The following is a 22,669-nucleotide window of genomic DNA, read 5'->3' on the forward strand; positions in this document are numbered from 1 at the left end:
CGGATCCAGGACGATGCTCTAGCCTTTTGTTTTTGCATCATCTTTTTCCGAAAGCCGGAAGCCACCTTTCAGGACGATGCTCTAGCGCCGGAATACCGCGATACGGTTGCCCTCGACGATCTGGAAGCCGATTCCTGCCCGCTGAAGCGCGGCCACGGCCCTCTCATGGCTGTGGGCGCGCCGCCCGCCGGCATTCTCCTCGAGGCGTCGGACAGTGGCGAATGACAGGCCGCCCGCCTGAGCCAGATCCTGCATCGACCAGCCGAGCAGCGCACGCGCCGCGCGCAGATGGCTGCTGTCGATGCTCTGCACCAGTCCCCGACGCACCTGATCGATGACCGGAGCCTTGGGGCCGCCCAGCCGCGATGCGTAGGTCGCCCAGGTCTCGGTGCGGCCCTCGGCGTCGCGGACGGGGGTGTAAAGGAAGCGGAACTGGCCCTGGTCACCATCCGCCATGAGCAGGCGTTTCGAGACCTCGAACGACTTCCCCTCGGCAATCATGGCCTGAATATGCGCGCGCATGCGGGCGCGGTCGTCGGGGGCGACGATCCGGTCGCAATCCGCCTTGAACACATCCTGGCTCACGCCGGTCAGACTGAGAATCTCGGGCGACGCTGTCCGTTGCCCGCCGACATAGAGCGCCGCGTTCGACCAGGATTGCAGCACCTCGAACAAAGCCCATTGGCGACGGCGCTCCATGCGCAACGACGCCGCCATCTGCTCACGATCCGTCACATCCAGCACGATGCCGGCCGCCGCGCGCGGGCGGCCTTCGGGCGTATGATAGACGGTACCTCGAAGGCTCAGGATCCGCAGGACTCCATCGGGGCGCAGCACACGGACGGTGTGCGCGCCGAGCATGCCTTCGACTCTGACATCATCCGGACGTTCGAGCCGGTCCTGATCCTCCGGATGGACGAACTGGATCAGTCGCTCATAGCTCGGCGTGGTCTCGCCGACAGCGAGCCCGAGCATGCGGAAAAGGCCGGGCGACCAAACCTGTTCCCCCGTCGCGAACGTCCAGCCCCAGGTACCGGTGAGGCCGATACTTTCCAGAAGCTGCAGGAAGTCGGACGACGAGAAGCTGAAATCCGCCGCGTTCATCGGCGAGCCGATGCAGGATTGCGGCGTGATACGAAAGGGCCTGGACGATTTTCGCTCATCTCTCACCGGGGAGCTGGGTAGATCTGCGACGGACAACGCTGTCTCAACCGACGGACCAAGCCCACTATCTCAGGACGCGGCCATTTTCCTCGGTTGCCTTCCAAGTGATATATCGCGCGCTATTTAACATCGAACAATGCAACATATTCTTCCGGGCGTCAGCCCATTTGAGCATTTTTTGGCGAAGCATAAACTGTCGTCGAAGCGTATGAGCACAAAGTGCTCAGCAAATTATTGACTACAAACTTTATTATTTACGGGATTTAGGTCATCATTGCTTTTCATTACGCTCAATCACCGAATGCGATATGCCAAAGTACTTCTTCAACGTGCACGACGGCCTCGACATCGCGGATGACGATGGGGTTGAATGCGCCGATCTGGAAGCCGCTCTTTGCACAGCGGTGCGCTATGCCGGCTCTCTGCTCAAAGAATCCGGCCATCGGATGAACCTGGGCGACACATGGTCCCTGGAAGTGATCGAGGAGGCGACGTTATCGTCGTTCTGCATCGACCTGCATATTCGTCCGTCCCTAGCCTCGGCCCTCCCCGAGCCCCACCGGTCCGCCGCCTGACGCGTGTCTCGCAAAAATTCTCACCACCTCTCCGCAGCGGAGACGTGAGCGTTTTACGAGATCGGCATCGCGAGGGCGGGAGAGGCCGAAGGCTTTGAACCACTGCCAGCCGAGGCAATGAAGCGGGTCTGCGTTGACCTCTTCGATGGCGCGCGCATAAGCACGGGTCATGCACGCCCATTCTTCCAGTTACGACGTCATCGTCGTCGGCGGCGGCCATGCCGGCGTCGAGGCCGCCGCGGCATCGGCGCGCGTCGGCGCCCGCACCGCCTTGGTGACACACCGGGCCGCCACCATTGGCGCGATGTCGTGCAACCCGGCCATCGGCGGCCTTGGCAAGGGCCATCTCGTGCGCGAGGTGGACGCCCTCGATGGGTTGATGGGCCGCGTCGCGGACGCCGCCGGCATCCAGTTCCGCCTGCTCAATCGCCGCAAGGGCCCGGCCGTGCGTGGCCCACGCACTCAGGCCGACCGGGCGCTCTACGCCCGCGCCATGCAAACGGCGGTGGCGGAGACACCAGGGCTCACCGTGATCGAGGGCGAGGCCGACGACCTGACCGTACATTCAGGCCGTGTCGCGGGTGTGTTGCTCGCGGACGGCCGTGCCCTCACCGCGGCGGCCGTCGTCATCACCACAGGCACCTTCCTGCGCGGGCTGATCCACATCGGCGACCAGCAGATCCCCGCGGGCCGCGTCGGCGAAGAGCCCGCCATGGGGCTGGCGCGCACGCTCGACCGGCACGGCTTCCGCCTTGGCCGCCTGAAGACCGGCACGCCGCCGCGCCTCGATGGACGTACGATCGATTGGGCAGCGCTGGAGATGCAGCACGCGGACGCGGAGCCCGTGCCGTTCTCGACCCTGACCGAGCGGATCACCACGCCGCAGATCGCCTGCGGCATCACCCGCACGACGCAAGCGGTGCATGACCTGATCCGGGCCAACCTCCACCGCTCACCGATGTATTCCGGTGGCATCAGCAGCCGCGGCCCGCGTTACTGTCCCTCGATCGAGGACAAGGTCGTGCGCTTCGGTGACCGCGAAGGCCACCAGATCTTCCTGGAGCCGGAGGGGCTCGACGATCCGACCGTCTACCCGAACGGCATCTCGACGGCACTTCCGGAGGAGGTTCAGGCCGGCATCATCGCCGCCATCCCCGGGCTGGAGCGCACCCGCATCCTGCGCCCCGGCTACGCCATCGAGTACGATTACGTCGATCCCCGCGAACTCGACGCGACGCTCCAGACCAAGCGTCTGCCCGGCTTGTTCCTGGCCGGCCAGATCAACGGCACCACCGGATACGAGGAGGCGGCAGGGCAGGGGCTCATCGCCGGCCTCAACGCGACCCGGCTGGCGGGCGGCTCCAATCTCGCGATCTTCGACCGGGCCGAATCTTATCTCGGCGTGATGATCGACGATCTCGTCACCCACGGGGTGAGCGAGCCCTACCGCATGTTCACCTCACGCTCGGAGTACCGTCTGAGCCTGCGTGTGGACAATGCCGACGAGCGCCTCACGCCCCGCGGCGCGGCACTGGGCTGTATCGGCTCGGCTCGGGCCGCGCACTTTGCCGCTTCGCAGACAGCGTTGTCCGAGACACGCGCCCGGCTCGACACCTTGAGCCTCACCCCGAACGAGGCGGCCCAGCACGGCCTCGCCCTCAACCATGATGGCCTGCGCCGCAGCGCCTTCCAGATCCTGTCCTACCCGGAAATCGGCTGGGAGCGGCTCGCCGCAGTTTGGCCCGAACTGGCAGCGGTGCCCCCGCGGGTCGCGGAACGCCTGCGGACGGACGCGACCTACGCCGTCTATCTCAATCGGCAGCAAGCCGACATCACGGCCTTCCGCCGCGACGAGGCGGTGCACCTGCCGACCGCCCTCGATTACGGCGCCATCGCCGGCCTTTCCAACGAGATGCGGGCAAAGCTCGACGGCGTTCGCCCGACCACACTGGGGCAGGCAGCCCGCATCGAGGGCGTAACACCGGCCGCCCTGACCCTGCTTGCCGCCCACGCTCGCCGGAGCCGGGTCCAGGCATCGGCATGAGAATGCCGGCCTGCTCCGACACGAGGACGGCAGAATGAGCACTGATCTGCGCAACCGCGTCCTGAGTGAGCATCATGTTTCACGTGAAACAGCCGCGACTCTCGACCTTTACGTCGCACAGCTCACGCGCTGGCAATCCGTCAAAAACCTCGTCGGCCCCGCCACGCTGAAGGAGGTCTGGCACCGGCACATCGCCGACGCGCTTCAGCTTCTGACCATCGCGCCCGGTGCGTCTCGCTGGCTCGACCTTGGATCGGGCGCCGGCATCCCCGGTCTCATCCTCGCCATCGCCGGCAAAGAGCGACCGGGCTTTCACGTCCGTCTGGTCGAGAGCAACGCGCGCAAATGCGCCTTCCTCTCCGAGACCGCGCGCCTCACCGGTGCACCGGTCACCGTCCACAATGCGCGTATCGAGGCGATGATCGGGACCCTCACCGACACTGAAATCGTCTGCGCCCGCGCCCTAGCCCCACTCACGCAACTGCTCACCTGGACCGAACCATTGTTGACAAGGGGCACCGTCGGGCTGTTTCCGAAGGGACGTGATGCAGCCACGGAATTGACCGAGGCCGAGGATGCGTGGACATTCACCCGCGACCTGATTCCGAGCCGCACCGACTCGCAGGCACGGATCGTGCGCGTCACGTCGCTTTCCCGCGTGGACCCATGACCGACTCATCCACGGCCTTACCGGCGCAGGCTGCTCCTGCTCAAGCCAAACCGCTGCGCGTGCTCGCGCTCGCCAACCAGAAGGGCGGCGTCGGCAAGACCACGACGGCAATCAATCTCGGCACGGCACTGGCTGCGATTGGCGAGCAGGTGCTGGTGATCGACCTCGACCCGCAGGGCAACGCCTCGACCGGTCTCGGCATCGACCGACGCCGCCGCAAGGTCTCGACCTATCATGTCATGGCCGGCGAGGCGCCGCTGGTGGACGCGATCACGCCGACCGCGGTGCCGCGCCTCTCCGTTGCACCCTCGACGATGGATCTGCTCGGCCTCGAACTCGAACTGGCAAGCGCCTCCGACCGCGCCCATCGCCTGCGCAACATCCTGCGCGACCTGACGATGCCGGAGGGGATCGAACCCATCAGCTACGTGCTGATCGATTGCCCGCCCTCGCTGAACCTGCTCACCATCAACGCGCTGGCTGCCGCCGACGCGGTGATGGTGCCGCTGCAATGCGAGTTCTTCGCCCTCGAAGGTCTGAGCCAGTTGCTGCGCACTGTCGAGCAGGTGCGCGGGGCGCTGAACCCCAAGCTTCAGATTCAGGGCGTCGTGCTGACTATGTACGACCCGCGCAACAACCTCTCGACCCAGGTGGTCGCCGATGTCCGCGGATTCATGGGCGACAAGGTCTACGAGACGATGATCCCGCGCAACGTGCGTGTCTCGGAGGCGCCCTCGCACGGCAAGCCGGTCCTGCTCTACGATCTCAAATGCGCCGGCTCGCAGGCCTATCTGCGGCTTGCCTCCGAAGTGATTCAGCGCGAGGGCCGGGCGCCCCCGCCCGCCGCCGCCGCTTAAGCAATTAAAAAATCTGGAGTTTCGATCGTGGCAATGGCGGATGATGCGGCGCGGCCGCGGCTCGGACGCGGCCTTGCGGCGCTGATCGGCGATTTTTCCGACGACGCGCCGGAGGAGGCCGCCCGCACCGCCGGGCACGCGCAGCGCAAGGTGGCGGTGGAGTTCCTGCGCCCGAATCCACGCAACCCGCGCCGCCGCTTCTCCGAGCCGGAACTCGACGAGCTGGCAGCCTCGATCCGCCAGCGCGGCGTGATCCAGCCGATCGTCGTGCGTGCGCTTTCGGGCGTGCCCGGCACTTTCGAGATCGTAGCCGGCGAGCGCCGCTGGCGCGCAGCCCAACGGGCGGGCCTCAACGAGGTGCCCGTGGTGGTGGTCGAGATCGACGACCGCACCTCGCTCGAATACGCGATTCTGGAGAACGTCCAGCGGGCCGATCTGAACGCCATCGAGGAGGCGTCGGGCTACGAGCGGTTGATGGGCGAGTTCAAATATACCCAGGCCGAGCTGGCCGATCTGCTCGGCAAGAGCCGTAGCCATCTCGCCAACACCCTGCGCCTGCTCCAGCTTCCCCCCGCGATTCAGGACCGCGTGATCGCCAGCGAAATCACCGCCGGCCACGCTCGTGCGCTGCTCTCCGTACGCGACCCGGAGGCGGTAGCCCGGCGGATCGTGGCCGAGGGGCTGTCGGTGCGTGAGGTCGAGGCGCTGGCCGCAGCGGAGACCCCACAGGACGACACGCCCCGCCCCGGCCGTCCGCGCCGCTCCGCCGAGGGGGATGCTGCCCTGCGCTCCCTGGAGGACGTGCTCGGCCGGGCACTCGGCTACAGCGTGGCGGTGAAGGCCAAGGCGAGCGGTGAGGGCGAGATCCGCATCCGCTATACCAGCGCCGAGGAGCGCGACGCGCTCTGCCGCAAGCTCGGCGGAGCCTGAGGGGGATGCACAGCGGCTGTCACGAAACGAGCGGCGGCCTTCCCGATCAGACCGCGCTCCACACCGGCCGCGCGGTCTTCACCGAGCCGCTCAAGGGCGACGTGACAGACCCGGCACCAGGGCGGCGAGCCGGTCCTTGAGGGCGAGCCGCGGCGGCCCGAAACCGGGCGGCGGACCCTGCGGCGGCCCACCCGGTGGTGGCCGCTCGGGCCGGCCGGAGGGCGTGCGCACCCGGTCGGTCAGTTCCGCCGCGTCGGCACCGCGGTCCACGCCGATAACGAGGCTCGCGACGTAGCGGTCGCGCTCCTCCTTCACCGCACAGAAGGCCCGCCGCTGCGGATCCTCCTCGCTGGCGATGCCGTCATTGACGTTGACGACGAGGCGGTCGGCCTTGCGCCCGCCATAGGCCGGGACCTGCGTGTAGAGGAACTCATTGAGCGCATCGGGAAAGTAGATCTGCCCGGTCAGCACCGTGCGCCGGTCGAGGAAGACCTTGACGTGAACATGCGTCGCCCGGCCCGCGTACCAGCCCGGATAGATCGTCTCGAACGTGGCCCAGCCGCTCGAATCCGTGTGCCCGGTACCGCGCAGAAATGTCTGGCCGCTGGTGTCGATGCTGCGCGAATCGCCCTGGCCGGGATAGCCCGAGTAAAGCCCCTGTGCATCGCAGTGCCAGACGTCGACCCGTGCGCTCTCCACGGGCGTACAGGGTCCGGCCTCGATCACGCGCAGGCGCAGGCGCAAGGGCACGCCGGGCCGCCCCTCGGTGATGTCGGCGCGGGCGAGGCGTGGGTCGGTGTAGAACGGCCCCTCGATCGCTTGCGGCGTCAGCAGGCAGGCGCCCTCGTCGGAGACGTGCGTTGCCGTAGCGGCGACCGGCCTGGCGGAGAAGAGACCGGCGGTTCCCGCGCTCAGGATCGCGAGCAGACCACGGCGCGAACTGGTGAGTTCCGGCATTCGTCCTTCTCCCGCCGATGGCATGGGGCGATGCGATACGCCGGGAGGATGTCTCGATTGTTTCGCGGTGTCAGGCCCGCCGCCGCGCGGCTTCGATGGCGATGCGCAAAAACACACCCTGCGCCTGGGCATGGGCGAGGTCCGGTTCGGAGCGGCGGCAGGCAAGCACCGCGTCCTGAAGCCAGGCCACGGCCTGCTGCAGCCCCGGTGCCGACCACCGGGCGAGCTGGGTTTCAGCCAGCGCCTTGCGGCGAAAATGCAGGCCGCGCCAACTGGCGACAATCTGGCTCGCGCTGCCGCGTGGATTGTCGAGGCGCAGCGACAGCAGGGTGAGGGCATGGCGCAAACCGGCCCCGAGCATCGCCGAAGGGTCCATCCCCTCGTGGCGGAAGCGGCGATACTCGCGCTCGGCCTCGCTGGCACGGCCGGCGAAGGCTGCGTCGATCAGCGCGTTGAGGACGCTCGCCCCGACATCGCTGACGATCGCCTCGACGTCGTCCACGCCGACGCTGCCCTGGCCGCGGGCGTAGAGAGCGAGCTTGCCGATTTCGGAGAGGCTGGCGCGGCGGTCGCTGCCCAGGCTGCCCGTCAGCAGGTCGCGGGCGTCGCGGTCGATGCGCAGCCCGTCCTCCTGCAACGTGCGCTCGATCAGATCGGCGAGCGTGCGCTCGTCGTCGGGGTAGCACGGCAGGGCGAGCGCCCTGGGCGAGCCCTCGCACAGCGTGCGCAGGGGGGCGGAGCGGGCGAGATCACCCGCCTCCACGACGATGCGGGCACCATCGGTCGGCGCCTTCAGCACCGCATCGACGGCCGGCGCGTAGTTGCGGCTGCCGGAGCGCACCCAGATCGTGCGGCTGCCGCCGAACAGGCCGACGGTGCCGGCCTCGTCCACCAGACGGCCCGGATCGGAGGCGAGGGTGTCGCCGTCGATCCGGATGAGGGCGAAGGGGTCGTCCGGGTCGGCGACCATCCCCCGGACCAGCCGCATCGCCCGGTCGGCGACAAGACCGACATCGGGCCCGTAGATCAGAATCACCGCGATACGCGGATCGGGGCCGCGCCGGACCAGCCCCTCGACGTCGCCGGCTTTGACCGCCGTCATGCCACGCCCGTCAGGGATTCGTCTTGACGGTGAGGACAGAGGCGATCCGGGTCTTGATCTGGTCGGCCAGCACCTTGGCGAGGCGGATCTCGGCGTCGCGCGCGGCGCGCAGCGAGGCGAAACGCTGGATCGAGCGATCATACGTCGCGGTGCTGGTCGCGACGCCCTCGGTGAGGATGCGGCGCCCGTCCAGGCTCTCCAAAGAGAACTTCACCGTGCCGACGATGGTGCCGGCTTCCGCCCGCGCCGTGGTCGAGGAGACGATCGGCGTCTGGACCTGCTCGGAGCCTTGCATCTTCAGCCGGTAGCGCTTGGGCACGGCCGACTGGCCGGAGCCGTCGAGATCGAAGATCAGTTCGCTGCGCAGGTAGTGCCCGAGGCGCTCCTGGTCCTGCGCCATGTTCACGTCATCCACTTGGATCGCCGCGAGCAAGCCCTGCATCGATTCGCCCGACGCCGTCGGCCCGTAGAGGGGGCGAAAGCAGGCACCGAGATTCAGCGCAAGGCCGGCGGCGAGCGCGAGCCGCGCGATCCGAACCCCCGGTCTGTTCCTCGCCACACCCATCACCCGCCCCAAGGCTGTTCCCCGCCGCGTCACGTCGATCCGTCCAAAAACCGTCGCTGCGAACCCAAGCGCAGCACGCTGCTCCGCTTGTACGGCAAGCATCTTCTACGGCAGGCATCGTGCCCGGTCACCCTGCCAGACCCATGCTTTACGAATGCTGTGCGGCGGGACGATGATCGCTCGACCGAATCGGGACGCGGCAAGGCGCCCTCGCTTGTGGAACCAGGCGGCGATCCCCACCTTATCTTGACCCCGGAACCCGTTCCGAACCAGCGCCTTGACGGTGGTCGGACGAGCGCTGTAGAACAGAACAAATGGCGAACAAACGAGCCCTGTCCTGGTCGGTCGCGCTTCGCGATCTCAAGGACGATCGATCCCGGAGAGCGGATGTGCGCGAGGAGCGTCTCCGAACCATGGCGGGCCTGCGCGGCGCTGCCGCCCCCGCCCTGAGCGCGTGGCGCGGCCGGTCCGGCCGCCGCTACGTCGTCGGCGTCCACGAGCTGGCCGCGCCCGACCTCGCCGAGGTCGATGAGGCGGTGGTCATCGCCGTGCGGCGGGACGAGGCCGGCATTGCCCAGGCCGTTTCCATCGCCGCGACCGGCAAGGGGCCGCGCGAGCGCCTGCACCGCAACTGGCTGGCCCGCGCCCGCCAGGGCGGCGCGACGGAGATGCACGTTCACCGCCTCGCCGAGGGCGAGACCGAGCGCCGCGCCGTCGTGCTCGACCTCGCTGCCGACACGGAGCAGGCAAGCGCCTGACCCGACGCCGCCGACGTCGCCTCTCCGGCCTTTGAAAGCCAGGGGAGGGCGGGGCCCTTGCCTTGGACAGCCCCGGTCTCCAAACACGGGGCGTCCGGCCTCTCCTGCCGGGCCGCGCAGGAACGAGGCCGATGGCGCAGACACCCGATCCGATTCCCGGCGGACCGCTCCCGCGGCGCAGGCGGGTTGGCCTTTTCCTTCCCTACATTCTGCTCGCTACCCTCGCCATCGCCTGGACCGCCGCGTGGTTCTTCATCCGTGGCAAGGCCGAGAGCGAGATGGATGCGTGGCTCGCCCGTGAGGCTCAGGCCGGCCGGGAATGGACCTGCGCCGACCGCTCGATCACCGGCTATCCCTTCCGCCTCGAACTGCGCTGCGGCTCGGTCCGCTTCGCCCGCTCCGACGGCAATTTCACCCTCGGGCCGACCACCGCCGTGGTACAGGTCTACGATCCGCGCCACGCCGTTCTCGAAGTCGCCGGCCCCTTCCATGTCGAGCAAGGCGAACTGACCGCCGATGTGACCTGGACATCTCTCGAGGCGAGCTTCCACGCTGCCTCGAACGGCTTCAACCGCGCCTCCCTCGTCGTCGATGGCCCCAAGGGCACGGTGCAATCCCCCGATCCGGGCCCGGTGGACTTCGCCGCTCAACACCTCGAACTACATGCCCGGCCGACTCCGGGCCGCTTCGAGAGCGACGGCGCCGTCGACCTCAGCCTGCGCCTCGCCAAGGCCGCCGTGCCGCGGCTCGATGCCCTCAGCGGCAGCGGCGACCCGGCCGACGTCGATCTCGACACGACCATCGAGCGGGCCACGGTGCTACGCACCGGCACGGTGGCGCGGGAGTTGGAGAAATGGCGCCGGGCCGACGGCCGCCTCGACGTGACCCGCCTGTCGATCGCCAAGGGCGAGCGTCGTCTCCAAGCCAAGGGCGAAGTCGGCCTCGACGAGGCCCATCGGCCCGAGGGGCGCTTCGACATCCGCGCGCTGGGGCTCGAAGCCCTGGTCGGGCAGGTGATGGGCCAGCGCTTCGGCTCAGACAAGGGTGCGTTGATCGGCAATCTCGTCGGCCAGTTCCTCGGCGGGCTGCGCAAGCGCGAGGGCGCAGCCGGCGAAGCGCAGGCGGCGGACAGCCCCAACGGTCTCAAGCCCCTGCCGACGCTGCGCCTGGGCGACGGGCGCCTGATGCTCGGCCCGCTCGCCGTGCCGAACGTGGCGCTGCCCGCCCTGTACTGAGTGATTGCTCGGCCTTCCGGGTCCGAAGAGCGCCCCGTGGAGCCGGTTCGAGGTTGGCATGACGCCTAAACGCCACGAACTCCTGCGTCACCTGCGGCGCTCGCCCGAGAGCGGCATCCGTGCCCTCGCCCGAGCGCTCGGGCGGGATGTCCGGCGCGTACACGAAGATGTGGTGGCGCTGGCGGAACTCGGCTTGGTGACGCGAGACGCAGACGGCCGCCTGTCGAGCGTCGTGGACGAAATCCCCTCGACGATCCGCATTGCGGCCTGATCCGAGCGCCCGCTACGCGGCCTGATCCGAGCGCCCGCTACGCAGATGCTCCGGCCCTCGTCTACCAGGGGCGCGGTGCCCCGAAGATCTTGCGCCGAACGAAGCGCCCGGCGGCTTCCACCCGCAGCCTGTGCAGATGGCGCAGCCGCCACAGGCGATGCTCCCGCAGCGCGACCGGCTGCGCCAGCTCGGGCACCGCAGCGGTGCGCGCGCGCAGCCGCGCGGCCTCGGCCGGTGCGACGCTCTCCAGGTACGTCAGGAGATGGCGCATTTCGTCGAGGGTCGGCCGCACCCAGCTCGCCGTCCGGGCGCACGGCTCCGTCTCTGCGCGCGTTTCGGGTGCCGATGCGCCCGGAGCAGGACGGGGATAATGGTTGAGCCGGATCTCCCCGTGCCGCACGGCGAGGATCGCGCCGGGCCGCTGCGGGTCCGGCTCGGCGGGTCCGAAATCGCTCATCAACCGCTCGCCCTGCACGAGTTCCGCCATGTGCGCGTCGGCGATCGTGGCGACGGCGCCCTGCCGGTAGATCGATGTGACGACGCGGTTCTCCGCGCGGTCAGCCTTCGTGAAGGCGCGAGGGAAGCGGCGCAGGACGAGCCCGGAGGCCGGGCCGTCCGGCTCCGCGGTGTCGAAGACGCGCCGGTTGACCACCACCGCACCGGCATGCGGCGGGATGCGGGCGATCCAGTCTTCGATCGAACGGCCGGGGGCCGGCACCAGGAATTCATCGGTGCCGAGGAAGGCAGCGAAGCGGAACAGCCGCGCCCACGAGGCGAGGAAATGGTCGTAGGCCGCAAAGCGCGGCGTGCGGTCGATGCGGGTCGGGCAGGGCAGGGTGGTGACCCCGATCGCCGCGTGCGCCTTCAGGAGCGCCGCAGCCTCACCGTCGAGTCCGTTATCGTAGATCACGAAGTGGCGCACGCCGACCGCCCGGTGGAAGGCGAGCCACTCGAACAGATCGGGCGCCGCGCCCTCGACGACGGCAACGATGGCGAATGTGCGCATCTCGGGCGCCCTTTCCTTCAGCTCTGCTTCGCCGCGGGCGCCGCCGCGTTGCGGGCGCGGCCGAAATCCGGCTCGGCCGTTTCCTGGCCCATGGCGACGATGCCGCGGCGGATGGTGCGGGTGCGGGTGAACAGTTCGTGCAGAGCCTCGCCGTCGCCCCAGCGGATCGCCCGCGACAAGGCCGACAGATCCTCATTGAAGCGCCCGAGCATCTCCAGCACCGCGTCGCGGTTGGTCAGGAAGATGTCGCGCCACATCGTCGGGTCGGAGGCGGCGATGCGGGTGAAATCGCGAAAGCCGCCGGCGGAGAACTTGATCACTTCCGACTGGGTGACCTCTTCGAGGTCGGCCGCCGTGCCGACGATGTTGTAGGCGATCAGGTGCGGCACGTGGCTGGTGATGGCGAGCACGAGGTCGTGGTGCTCGGGCGTCATGGTCTCGACGATGGCGCCCAAGCCCTGCCACAGGCCCTGCACCCGCTCCACCGCCGTCGCGTCGGTTCCCTCCGGCGGGGTGAGGATGCACCAGCGGTTCGAGAACAGGGTGGCGAACCCTGAATCCGGCCCGGAATACTCGGTGCCCGCCACCGGATGCGCCGGTACGAACGGGTTGTCTGGCGAGAGATGCGGCGTGACGGCCGCCACCACCGCGGCCTTGACCGAACCGACATCGGAGACGACCGCGCCGGGCTTCAGGTGCGGCGCGATCTCAGCCGCCACCGCGCCGATGGCGCCCACCGGCACGCAGAGGATGACGAGGTCGGCCTCGGCCACCGCCGAGGCTTCGGTGCTTGTCGCCTCGGCCAGACCCAGGGCCATCACCCGCTCGATCACGCCCGCGTCGCGGTCGATCGCAACGACCGCGTCGGCAAGACCGTAGGTCCGGGCGCCGCGGGCGATCGAGGAGCCGATCAGGCCCAGCCCGACGATGGCGAGGCGCTTGACGACCGTCACGGACGCTTGGCTCCCAGGAAGGCGGCCAACGCATCCACGAAGGCGCGATTGGCCTCCTCGCCGCCGACCGTCACCCGCAGGGCGTTCGGCAGGCCGTAGGAGGAGACGCGCCGCACGATCACGCCCGCGCTGGTCAGATGCGCATCCGCCTCCGCCGCCGTGCGGCCGGGCCTGTCCGAGAAGTGCAGGAGCAGGAAGTTGCCGACGCTCGGCGTCACGGTGAGCCCCAGCGCCTCGACTGCGCAGGTGAGCCAGGCGAGCCATTCGTCGTTGTGGGCGACCGCTGCCGCGACGTGGGCCTCGTCGGCGATCGCCGCAGCACCCGCCGCGATGCCGCCCGCCGAGAGGTTGAACGGCCCGCGGATGCGGTTGATCGCATCGACCACGGCCTCGGACCCGACCATCCAGCCGATGCGCTGCGCCGCCAATCCGTGGATCTTCGAGAAGGTGCGCGTCATCACGACGTTCGGCGCATCGAGCGCCATTTCGAGGCCGGCGGTGTAGTCGTTCGCGCGCACGTACTCGGCATAGGCCCCGTCGAGCACGAGGAGCACGTTGCCGGGCAGGCCGGCATGCAGGCGGCGCACCTCCTCGAACGGCAGGTAGGTGCCGGTCGGGTTGTTGGGGTTGGCGAGGTAAACGATCCGGGTGCGGGGCGTGACCGCGGCGAGGATGGCATCGACATCCGCCGTCAGGTTCGTTTCCGGCGCCACCACCGGCGTGCCGCCCGCGGTGAGGATCGCGATGCGGTACACGAGGAAGCCGTGCTCGCAGAAGATGCCCTCGTCACCCGGCCCGACGAAGGCCATCGCCAGCAGCGTCAGCAGTTCGTCCGAGCCGGCACCGCAGACGATGCGGGCGGGATCGAGCCCGTAGCGCGCGCCGATCGCCGTGCGCAGGCGGGTCGCGCTGCCGTCCGGATAGAGGGCCAGCGTCGCGGCCTCCGCGCGCAGAGCCTCGATCGCGTGCGGGCTCGGGCCCAAAGGCGTCTCGTTGGACGAGAGCTTATGGATCTTCGCCACGCCCGGCGCGGCGCTCTTGCCGGGCACGTAGGCCTCGATGGCGAGCACGCCGGGGCGCGGCTGAGGGCGAAGCACGGGATCGGTTGCGGACATGGGCGAGGGTCAGTCGACGAGAGCCAGCGGGAGCGTCGGACGCGGGTATCGCCCGTCCCTCTACAGCATTTCGCGGGAACGGGGAGCCGCCGAGTTGGCGGCGCACCGATCCCGCGCCCTCCGCTGTCCGTGCCCGCCCTGGGCCGGTGGGCAGCGCTATGGCTGCGCCGGCTTGCCTTCAGGCGCAGCGGGCACTTCGCCGGAGCCCGGCGGCAGCAGGACGTTCTTCACCACGTTCCCCTCGGGGCCGTACTCGCCGGCCACCGCGAGGCAGGCCTGTTCGCGGTTGAGGTTCATCTGGTTGGACATCAGCGTGAAGATGCCGATCACCCGGTTGCCGAAGGGCCCGCGGGGGCTCACGTCCTCGGGCCGCGTGTTCTGCTTGGCGAGCAGCGCCTCGAATTCGGGCGCGTTGAGCCGGTAGCCGCAGACATTGACCGCCGAGAAGATGTACGCGGCAAATTCCAGCGCCCGCGGGCTCGGCGCGTTGCGGATCGGCCGCGGGGGTGCGGCCTCCTTCGAGGGCTCCTGCGGCGCGGTCTGCGCCGGGGGCGGGGCGGTTTCCTGCGCACCGGCAGGGCAAGCCATGCCGACCATCAGGAGAGCGGCAAAGAGGGGGCGGGCGATCATCGGCGTTCCTCGGGCGGCGGATTCTCATGATCCGCTTACGAAACCCCGAGATAGACCGGCAGCCCGTCGCCTCCAAGGTGGTGCAGGGCCCGGAGCGGGGCCCTGCGGCGGTTCACCACTTGTAGCTCACGCTCGCCAGCACGCGGCGAGCATCGCCATAGAAGCACTCGTTGGCCGAAATGCACGAGGAGACGAAGCGGCGGTCGCCGATATTGGTGGCGTTGATCGCCGCGCGCCAATTGTCCCAGGTGTAGTGGACCTGCGCGTCGAACAGCACGTAGTCCGGCACGATCAGGGTGTTGGCCACGTTCGCGAAGGAACGCCCCACATAGCGGACGCCGCCGCCGAAGCCGAAGCCGCGCCAGTCGCCGGTCGGGATCGTGTAGTCGGCAAAGACCGAGGCCAGCACCTCCGGGATGCGGGTCGGCGTGCGCCCGACCTGATCGGCCTCGCCCTTGATGGTCTGAAGGTCGTAGGCGGTGAAGGCCGCCACGAGGTTCAGGCCCTGCGCGAGGTTGGCAACCGCTTGAACCTCGACGCCGCGCGAGCGCACCTCGCCGAGCTGGGAGCTGAAGAAGGTGCCGGGCACCGGCTGCAGCACGTTCTGGCGCACGAGATCGAAGGCCGCCGCCGTCAGGAAGAAGCCGTAGCCGACGGGCTCGAACTTGACGCCGACCTCGACCTGCTCGCCGTATTCGGGTGCGAAACTGCGGCGGTTGGCGTCCGAGCCGATCTGCGGCTGGAACGAGGTCGAGTAGCTGACATAGGGCGCTAGCCCCTCGGGGAAGTTGTAGATGAGGGCGGCGCGCCCGCTGAAGGCTTCGTCACTGCGGCGGCTGCTGTTGGCCGGGGTGAGCCGGTCGCGCACCACGTTGTCGGCGAAGTCCTGGCGGCCGCCGAGAACCAGGGTCAGGCGGTCGGTGAGCTTGATCTGGTCCTGGGCATAGATGCCGAGTTGCTGGAACGTATCGGCGTTGACGAGGTAGGGCGACGGGCGGCCGCTGATCTGGCCATAGACGGGGTTGAGGAGGCTCAGGCCCGGAACGGGGTAGAAATTCGCGAAATTGGTACCCTGGTTGTCGTGCAGATCGTAGCGCTTGTAGTCGAGGCCGATCAGCAGATCGTGGGCGAAGAAGCCGTCGAAGAAGCGCGCCTCGGCCTGGTTGTCGACCTGGAAGATCCCGACCTTCGAGCTGGTCAGGAACTGGTAGCGGTTGAGAACCGTCTCCGTTGCGGCGTCGATGTAGCCGGTCTGGTTTAGGTACGAGTTCTGGAACGCGTCGCTGAACGAGTAGCGGAGGTTCTGGCGGAAGGTCCAGGTCTCGTCGATGGCGTGCTCAAACTCGTAGCCGGCGAAGACCTGCTCGCGCTGGAAGGTGTTGATCGCCGGATCGCCGACGTTGAGCGAGCGCGGGATGCGCAGGCCGCTGAGATTGCGCCGCACGGTGCCGGAATAGGGCAGGAAGTTCGCGGTGACGGCGGTCGAGTCGCGCTGATAGCTGGTCAGGATGGTCAGCGAGGTGCCGGCATCCGGGCGGTAGGTCAGGGCCGGTGCGATATAGGCGCGGTCGTCGGGCGCATTGTCCACCTGGGTGCCGCCCTGCCGGCCGAAGCCGGTGAGGCGATAGAACCAATGCCCGGAATCATCGGCCGGCCCGCCGATGTCGAAGGCGCCGTAGACCTGACCGAACGAGCCGCCGCCGACCTCGACATAGCCGAAGGGCTGGGTCGTCGGCCGCTTGGTGATCTGGTTGATGATGCCGCCCGGGTTGCCCGCTCCGAACAGAACCGCGGCGGGCCCGCGCAGAACCTCGATCCGCTCCAGGCCGAAGGTCTCGACCTTGAAGGTGCCGAAGCCGTAGTTCAGCACCTGGAGGCCGTCGCGGTAGATGCCGTAATCGCTGGCGATGAAGCCGCGCAGGGTGAAGTAGTCGACGCGGGTGTCGGCACCGAAGGTGCCTGAATAGATGCCGGCCGTGTATTGCGTCGCCTGCGTCAGGGTCTGAGCCTTCTGCGCGTCGATCTGCTCGCGACCGACGACGGTGATCGATTGCGGGGTCTCGATGAGAGGCGTGTTGGTCTTCGTCGCGGTGGCCGAGCGGGTGGCGACGTAGCCCTGGACGGGACCGCGGGGATCCTCGGGCGCGGCACGCCCGTCGGGGCCGCGTTGGGCAGCCTGCCCTCCGCCGGTGGCGCCCGCGCCCCGGCCGCTGCCTTCGACCGACAACTCTTCCAGCCGCGCCGTCGCCTGCGCCGCGGCGCCCACCGTGAGGGCGACCAGCGAGGCGCCTGCCAGGACCGCGGTCCGCAGGGCGCGGATGCCTACGAGAGTGTGTACCGACTCCATCACCGTGGTCCCTCCGCCCGGCGCAGCCGGAACCCTCCGCAGGAGACGCGCGGAACCCGGCAGGTCGGTTGTTTGGAATTATGCTAAAGTGTTGTTGTTACTTGCTTTTCGCAAGCCAAGCCGTACGGGGCGGCGCCAGGGGGTGCAAGTCGGTCGCGCGCAAATGGTCGTCCTGTAGCCGGCAGGCCACAGGATTGTGCACAACCCTTCGTTGGCAGACCGGGGCGGAATGCATCCGGCCCGATCGTCCCATACGATGGTCTAAACGGTCACCTGCGTGCCGACCTCGACGACGCGGCCGGTCGGAATCTGGAAGAAGTCCGTCGCGTCGTTGGCGTTTTTGGCCAGCGTGATGAAGATCCGATCCTGCCAAAGCGGCATGCCAGAATGAGCCGCCGGACGGATCGAGCGGCGCGACAGGAAGAACGAGGTCGACATGATGTCGAACTTGAAGCCCTGGGGCTTGAGCAGCGTCAGGGTGCGCGGGATGTTGGGCGTCTCCATGTAGCCGAAGCGCATCACCACCCGGTAGAAGCCGAAGCCCACGGGCTCGATGCGCACGCGCTCCCCTTTCGTCGCGCGGGGCCGGTCCATGGTCTCGACGGTGAGCACCACGTTCTTCTCGTGGATCACCTTGTTGTGCTTCATGTTATGCAACAAAGCGGCCGGGGCGATCTGCGGATCGCTCGTGAGGAAGACCGCGGTGCCCTTCACCCGCTGGTAGGAGGTGCTCTTCTCCAGCATGCCGACGAGTTCGACCAACGGCACGTCGGTCTTGCGGGTCTTGTTGAACAGGATCGTGACGCCCCGCACCCAGGTCCACATCATCAGCATCAGGCCGCCGGCCAGCAGCAGGGGCACGTAGCCACCCTCGTGCAGCTTCAGGAGGTTCGAGAGCAGGAACAGCGTCTCCAGCACGATGAACGGCACGATGATCGCCGCCGAGACGAGCGGCGAGAGCCGCACGACCTTCCACAGCACCACGTAGGCCATGGAGGCGGTGAGAAGCATCGTGCCCGTCACGGCGATGCCGTAGGCCGAGGCCAGCGCCGAGGAGGAGCGGAAGGTGATCGCCAGGATCACCACGCCGAGGGCGAGCAAGGTGTTGATCTGCGGCAGGTAGATCTGGCCGGAATGCGACTCGGAGGTGTGGCGGATCTCCATGCGCGGCAGCATGCCGAGCTGGATCGCCTGCCGCGACAGAGAGAAGGCGCCGGTGATGACCGCTTGGCTCGCCGTCACCGTGGCGAGTGTCGCCAGCAGCACCATGGGGATCAGGCCCCATTCCGGCACGAGCTGGTAGAACGGATCGGTGGTCTCGGGCTTGGCCAATACGAGGGCGGTCTGGCCGAGATAGTTCAGGACGAGGCAGGGTGCGACGAGGCCGAGCCACGCCACCTGGATCGGGCGGCGCCCGAAATGGCCGAGATCGGCGAACAGGGCCTCCGCCCCGGTCACCGCCAGGAACACCGCGCCGAGCGCCACGAGCGCGCCGGTGCCGTGGCCGAGCAGGTAATGCACGGCGTACCAGGGATTGAAGGCGGCGAGCACGCCGGGATTGCCGGCGATGTGCGGAAGGGCGGCGGCGGCCATGGCCAGGAACCACACCACCATGGCCGGCCCGAAGAAGGTCGCGACCCGCGCCGTGCCGTGGCTCTGGACCGCGAACAGGCCGAGGATGATCGCCACCGTGATCGGCAGCACGTAATCGTCGAAGGCGGGCGTGACGAGCTTCAGACCCTCCACCGCGGAGAGCACCGAGATCGCCGGGGTGATGACGGAATCGCCGTAGAACAGCGAGGCGCCGAGCAGGCCCAGCATGAACACGATCTTGGAGCCGCCGAGCGCGTGGCGGGCCTGGGCCATCAGCGAGAGGATGCCACCCTCGCCGTTGTTGTCCATGCGCAGCAGGATCGCGACGTACTTGATCGTCACGATCAGGAGCAGCGCCCAGATGATGAGCGAGGCGGTGCCGATCACCTCCTCGGGGAGCAGGATGCCGTCGGTGCGCGAAGGCGCCAGCGCCTCACGGAAGGCGTAGAGCGGGCTCGTGCCGATATCGCCGTAGACGACGCCGACGGAACCGACCGTGAGGGCCCAGAAGCCGGTCTTGGCGTGGCCGTGCGCTTCCTCCTGGGTCGCATCGACCGCGCCCGCCGAGGCCGCGACCGGGCCTCCCTCGCCGGGCGCCGGCCCGCCCGCGGGAGCGGCGACGGGGCCGTCCGGCGGCTTGGATCCGGCGGAATGGGGGCTGTCGGGCTGGGTCATCGGGCAGGCGTGCCTGGGCTCGCGCGTCGTCCGGCCGGGTGTGCCGGAGTCGCATGAAGGGAATGCGTCGGAGATGCGAATCGATGCGCACCGGTCACCGCGGCGCCCCTGAGGCGGCCACACCACCGCGAGCCGTCTCGCGGCACAGGAACACCGTCCGCGTTCGGTTCGCGAGGCTCGAACCGGAACGTCATGGCGGGTGCGAGGCGGGGGGCAGGGAACGCGGGCGGTCCGCCGACAGGGCGGCCCGGTTCGGACAACGAAGGGCGGGCCGCTTCCCTCACCGCGAAGGTTTCGGGAGCCGGCCCACCCGAGGGGCTCACTCGGCGGCGTCGCGCTTGCCCTGGCCGAAGCGGCGCTCGATGTAATCGACCACGATCGTCTCGAAGTCCTTGGCGAGCGTGGCGCCGCGCAGGGTCATCGCCTTCTTGCCGTCGATGAAGACCGGTGCGCTCGGGCTCTCGCCGGTGCCGGGCAGCGAGATGCCGATATCAGCGTGCTTCGACTCGCCGGGACCGTTGACGATGCAGCCCATCACCGCAACGTTGAGGCCTTCGACGCCCGGATAGGTCTTCTTCCACTCCGGCATGGAGGTGGAGATCCAGTTCTGGATGTCGCGAGCCAATTCCTGGAACGTCGTCGAGGTGGTGCGACCGCAGCCGGGGCACGCCGCCACGAGCGGCACGAAGGTGCGGAAGCCCATGGTCTGCAGGAGTTCCTGCGCGGCCTTGACCTCCACGGTCCGGTCGCCGCCGGGCTCGGGCGTCAGCGAGTAGCGGATCGTGTCGCCGATGCCTTCTTGCAGCAGCACGCCGATGGCGGCCGAGGCCGCGACGATGCCCTTCGAGCCCATGCCGGCCTCGGTCAGGCCGAGATGGATCGCGTAGTCGGAGCGGCGCGCCACTTCGCGGTAGACCGCGATCAGATCCTGCACCGCCGAGACCTTGGCCGACAGAATGATGCGGTCCTTCGGCAGGCCGAGTTCGACCGCCCGGTCGGCGGAGGTCAGCGCCGACTGCACCATGGCCTCGCGCATCACCGCGCGGGCATCGATGGGACGGGGCGACCGGGCGTTCTCGTCCATGAGGTGCGTCAGCAGGGCTTCGTCGAGCGAACCCCAGTTCGCGCCGATGCGCACCGTCTTGCCGTACTTCACGGCCTGCTCGACGATGGTCGAGAACTGGGTGTCCTTCTTCTCCTTGAAGCCGACATTGCCCGGATTGATCCGGTACTTGGCCAGCGCCTCGGCGCAGGCCGGATGGTCGGACAGGAGCTTGTGGCCGATATAGTGGAAGTCGCCCACCAGCGGCACGTGCACGCCGATGCGATCGAGCCGCTCGCGGATCTTCGGCACGGCGGCCGCCGCCTCGTCGCGATCGACGGTGATGCGCACCAGTTCCGAGCCGGCGCGGGCGAGCTGGGCGACCTGGGCCACGGTGCCGTCGATGTCGGCCGTGTCGGTGTTGGTCATCGACTGCACGACGATCGGGGCGCCGCCGCCGACGGTGACGGCGCCTTCGCCGCTGCCGATCTGCACGCCGACGGTGCGGTGCCGCGGTGCCGGCCCGGCGATCTCCGGCCCCATCATGTTGGGGCTGCGGGAGTCGAGCGGGTTTGCCAGGGCGTCGGGAGCTTCCATGACTTCCATCGTGCCTTCGCGGGTCAAACTGTCGTCCGCGCGTGCCGGCTTTCGGCGTCCCGCAGGCGCGGGCGTGATCCTATCCGAATCCGGTTCGATCCGCGACCTGGAGATCGTCTCCGCGCCGCGCCCGCGCGGACGGATGCGCAGCACGCCTCGATACGAGGCCGCTTCCATGTCGCATCCCGAGCGGGATGTCGAGCGTATGCAAGGATGTCGGGAGACGAAAGCGCCTTATCATACCTTGCATTCGCGTGCCTGCGGGTCAAAGAACCGCACGGGCACACTTGCTGCTTTGCACCATTTGAATGTGCATCGCAATAAATCACGTGAGGCAAGATGGACAGGACGAGCCCGGACATTCACTCCACCGACAGTGAGCAGATCGAGGCTCGGTCCGCCGGCTCGCCTCCGGTCGATACCCGTGAGCGAACCGGAACCCTCGACGGACCGTCTCACGACGACGCCCACAACCCCGCGACCGCCGTTCCCGATCCGATCGCGGATTCGACCCGGCCGGGCGCCGCGTTTCGGGGCCTTGCCGGACCGCGCGCGGAGAAAGCCGTCTCGCTGGCGCTTCAGGGCGGCGGCTCGCACGGCGCCTTCACCTGGGGCGTACTCGACGCGCTGATCGAGGACGGGCGCGTTGCCTTCGAGGCGGTAACGGGTGCGAGCGCTGGGGCGATGAACGCCGTCGTCCTCGTGGACGGCTGGCTCGCGGGCGGCCCCGACGGCGCCCGCACGGCGCTGGAGAAGTTCTGGCGCGAGGCGAGCCTGGACGCCGACCTGCGGCCCTCGCAGCAGAGCTGGATCAACGGCCTCTTCAACTTCTGGAAGGGCAACCCCTTCGCCGAAGCATGGATGAAGGCACTCAACCCCGGCCCCTACGCGACCAATCCGTTCAACTTCAATCCGCTGCGCGACGCGCTGGAACACACCGTCGATTTCGACCGCCTGCGCGCGTCCGACACCGCCAACGTCTTCGTCTCGGCGACCAACGTCTGGACCGGCAAGCTCGCGGTGTTCGAGCGCGATTGCCTCACGGTCGATCACCTGATGGCCTCGGCCTGCCTGCCGACGGTGTTCCAGGCGGTCGAGATCGACGGCGTGCCCTACTGGGACGGCGGCTACCTCGGCAATCCGGCCCTCTACCCCCTGCACGGGTCGAGCACCCGCGACATCCTGCTCGTGCAGATCAACCCCGTGGAGCGCCGCGAGACGCCGCGCTCGGCCAGCGACATCCAGGACCGGCTCAACGAGATCACCTTCAACGCCAACCTGATGCGGGAACTGCGCTCCATCGACTTCGTGCACGGCCTGATCGACGAGGGCGGACAGGGGCAGGTTCCGGGCTTGGAGCGGGTCTTCCTCCACCGCATCGACGGGACCGACTCGCTCGACAACTACGCCGCCTCCTCGCGCATCGATGCCCGCTGGCGGATGATCGAGCGCCTACGCGACAAGGGCCGCGCCGCCGCCAAGGCTTGGCTCGCGGAGGGCTACGACGAGGTCGGCGTGCGCTGCACCCTAGACCTCAAGAAGGCCTATCAGTAGCGGCCCGTCGCTGACGAAGGGACCGGGTC

General features: G+C 68.6%; 20 protein-coding genes. 9 read left to right on the plus strand and 11 right to left on the minus strand.

Annotated elements, in window-relative coordinates; genetic code table 11:
• Positions 1–81: 81 nt before the first annotated feature.
• Entirely contained in the window at positions 82–1,104 is a 1,023-nt protein-coding gene (locus MKK50_RS19500; protein WP_499024732.1) for a PAS domain-containing protein, read from the minus strand.
• Between the two features lie 368 nt (positions 1,105–1,472).
• On the opposite strand from MKK50_RS19500, the gene MKK50_RS19505 reads away from it, so the two are divergent.
• The 5 genes from MKK50_RS19505 to MKK50_RS19525 all read left to right on the plus strand — a co-directional run bounded on the left by MKK50_RS19505 (position 1,473) and on the right by MKK50_RS19525 (position 6,240).
• Positions 1,473–1,739, plus strand: coding sequence for a DUF6894 family protein (locus tag MKK50_RS19505; protein WP_499024734.1), 267 nt, complete (start codon positions 1,473–1,475; stop codon positions 1,737–1,739).
• Between the two features lie 169 nt (positions 1,740–1,908).
• Positions 1,909–3,783 (plus strand): tRNA uridine-5-carboxymethylaminomethyl(34) synthesis enzyme MnmG, encoded by a 1,875-nt coding sequence (gene mnmG / locus MKK50_RS19510; RefSeq protein WP_499024735.1) that lies wholly within the window; start codon positions 1,909–1,911, stop codon positions 3,781–3,783.
• A gap of 34 nt (positions 3,784–3,817) precedes the next feature.
• A complete protein-coding gene (gene rsmG, locus MKK50_RS19515; protein WP_499024736.1) occupies positions 3,818–4,453 on the plus strand; it encodes a 16S rRNA (guanine(527)-N(7))-methyltransferase RsmG in 636 nt (211 codons plus the stop codon).
• Entirely contained in the window at positions 4,450–5,310 is an 861-nt protein-coding gene (locus MKK50_RS19520; RefSeq protein WP_253373381.1) for a ParA family protein, read from the plus strand. Before rsmG ends, MKK50_RS19520 begins: the two co-directional genes overlap by 4 nt.
• A gap of 33 nt (positions 5,311–5,343) precedes the next feature.
• Positions 5,344–6,240, plus strand: a complete 897-nt coding sequence (locus MKK50_RS19525; protein WP_499025127.1) for a ParB/RepB/Spo0J family partition protein — start codon at positions 5,344–5,346, stop codon at positions 6,238–6,240.
• A 90-nt stretch (positions 6,241–6,330) separates the two neighbouring features.
• Here the strand turns inward: MKK50_RS19525 and MKK50_RS19530 are convergent, their stop codons facing one another.
• The 3 genes from MKK50_RS19530 to lptE form a co-directional block, all read right to left on the minus strand.
• Positions 6,331–7,197: an intradiol ring-cleavage dioxygenase gene (locus MKK50_RS19530; protein WP_499024737.1), complete on the minus strand. Its 867-nt coding sequence runs from the start codon at positions 7,195–7,197 to the stop codon at positions 6,331–6,333.
• A gap of 70 nt (positions 7,198–7,267) precedes the next feature.
• The gene (gene holA / locus MKK50_RS19535) at positions 7,268–8,299 is read right to left on the minus strand and encodes a DNA polymerase III subunit delta (protein WP_499024739.1); all 1,032 of its coding nucleotides are present in this window, start codon (positions 8,297–8,299) and stop codon (positions 7,268–7,270) included.
• 10 nt (positions 8,300–8,309) lie between these two features.
• Positions 8,310–8,864 carry an LPS assembly lipoprotein LptE gene (lptE, locus tag MKK50_RS19540; RefSeq protein WP_499024740.1) on the minus strand — a complete coding sequence of 185 codons (555 nt, stop codon included), beginning with the start codon at positions 8,862–8,864 and terminating at the stop codon, positions 8,310–8,312.
• A 413-nt stretch (positions 8,865–9,277) separates the two neighbouring features.
• Here lptE and MKK50_RS19545 point away from each other — a divergent pair, with 413 nt between their 5' ends.
• The 3 genes from MKK50_RS19545 (at position 9,278) to MKK50_RS19555 (ending at position 11,128) form a co-directional block, all read left to right on the plus strand.
• Positions 9,278–9,622 (plus strand): hypothetical protein, encoded by a 345-nt coding sequence (locus MKK50_RS19545; protein ID WP_253373384.1) that lies wholly within the window; start codon positions 9,278–9,280, stop codon positions 9,620–9,622.
• Positions 9,623–9,753: 131 nt separating this feature from the next.
• Positions 9,754–10,857, plus strand: coding sequence for a DUF2125 domain-containing protein (locus tag MKK50_RS19550; protein ID WP_253373385.1), 1,104 nt, complete (start codon positions 9,754–9,756; stop codon positions 10,855–10,857).
• Between the two features lie 58 nt (positions 10,858–10,915).
• Positions 10,916–11,128 carry an HVO_A0114 family putative DNA-binding protein gene (locus MKK50_RS19555; RefSeq protein ID WP_253373386.1) on the plus strand — a complete coding sequence of 71 codons (213 nt, stop codon included), beginning with the start codon at positions 10,916–10,918 and terminating at the stop codon, positions 11,126–11,128.
• Between the two features lie 61 nt (positions 11,129–11,189).
• On the opposite strand, the gene MKK50_RS19560 is transcribed toward MKK50_RS19555, so the two are convergent.
• From MKK50_RS19560 to ispG, 7 genes are all read right to left on the minus strand, one after another.
• The gene (locus MKK50_RS19560; protein WP_253373387.1) at positions 11,190–12,134 is read right to left on the minus strand and encodes a glycosyltransferase family 92 protein; all 945 of its coding nucleotides are present in this window, start codon (positions 12,132–12,134) and stop codon (positions 11,190–11,192) included.
• A gap of 17 nt (positions 12,135–12,151) precedes the next feature.
• Complete coding sequence (locus MKK50_RS19565; protein ID WP_499024741.1) at positions 12,152–13,087, minus strand: prephenate/arogenate dehydrogenase family protein; 936 nt, start codon at positions 13,085–13,087, stop codon at positions 12,152–12,154.
• Positions 13,084–14,202 (minus strand): pyridoxal phosphate-dependent aminotransferase, encoded by a 1,119-nt coding sequence (locus MKK50_RS19570; RefSeq protein WP_499024742.1) that lies wholly within the window; start codon positions 14,200–14,202, stop codon positions 13,084–13,086. The genes MKK50_RS19565 and MKK50_RS19570 overlap by 4 nt, the downstream gene beginning before the upstream one ends.
• Before the next feature lie 156 nt (positions 14,203–14,358).
• Positions 14,359–14,832, minus strand: a complete 474-nt coding sequence (locus MKK50_RS19575; protein WP_499024743.1) for a hypothetical protein — start codon at positions 14,830–14,832, stop codon at positions 14,359–14,361.
• A 112-nt stretch (positions 14,833–14,944) separates the two neighbouring features.
• The gene (locus MKK50_RS19580) at positions 14,945–17,179 is read right to left on the minus strand and encodes a TonB-dependent siderophore receptor (protein ID WP_253373391.1); all 2,235 of its coding nucleotides are present in this window, start codon (positions 17,177–17,179) and stop codon (positions 14,945–14,947) included.
• Positions 17,180–17,440: 261 nt separating this feature from the next.
• A complete protein-coding gene (locus MKK50_RS19585; RefSeq protein ID WP_253373392.1) occupies positions 17,441–19,447 on the minus strand; it encodes a potassium transporter Kup in 2,007 nt (668 codons plus the stop codon).
• Between the two features lie 319 nt (positions 19,448–19,766).
• A complete protein-coding gene (gene ispG / locus MKK50_RS19590) occupies positions 19,767–21,095 on the minus strand; it encodes a flavodoxin-dependent (E)-4-hydroxy-3-methylbut-2-enyl-diphosphate synthase (protein ID WP_499024744.1) in 1,329 nt (442 codons plus the stop codon).
• 330 nt (positions 21,096–21,425) lie between these two features.
• On the opposite strand from ispG, the gene MKK50_RS19595 reads away from it, so the two are divergent.
• Entirely contained in the window at positions 21,426–22,640 is a 1,215-nt protein-coding gene (locus MKK50_RS19595; RefSeq protein WP_253373394.1) for a patatin-like phospholipase family protein, read from the plus strand.
• Positions 22,641–22,669 lie beyond the last annotated feature (29 nt).

The sequence above is a fragment of the Methylobacterium sp. J-043 genome (assembly GCF_022829505.1).
Classification (GTDB): Bacteria; Pseudomonadota; Alphaproteobacteria; order Rhizobiales; family Beijerinckiaceae; genus Methylobacterium; species Methylobacterium extorquens_A.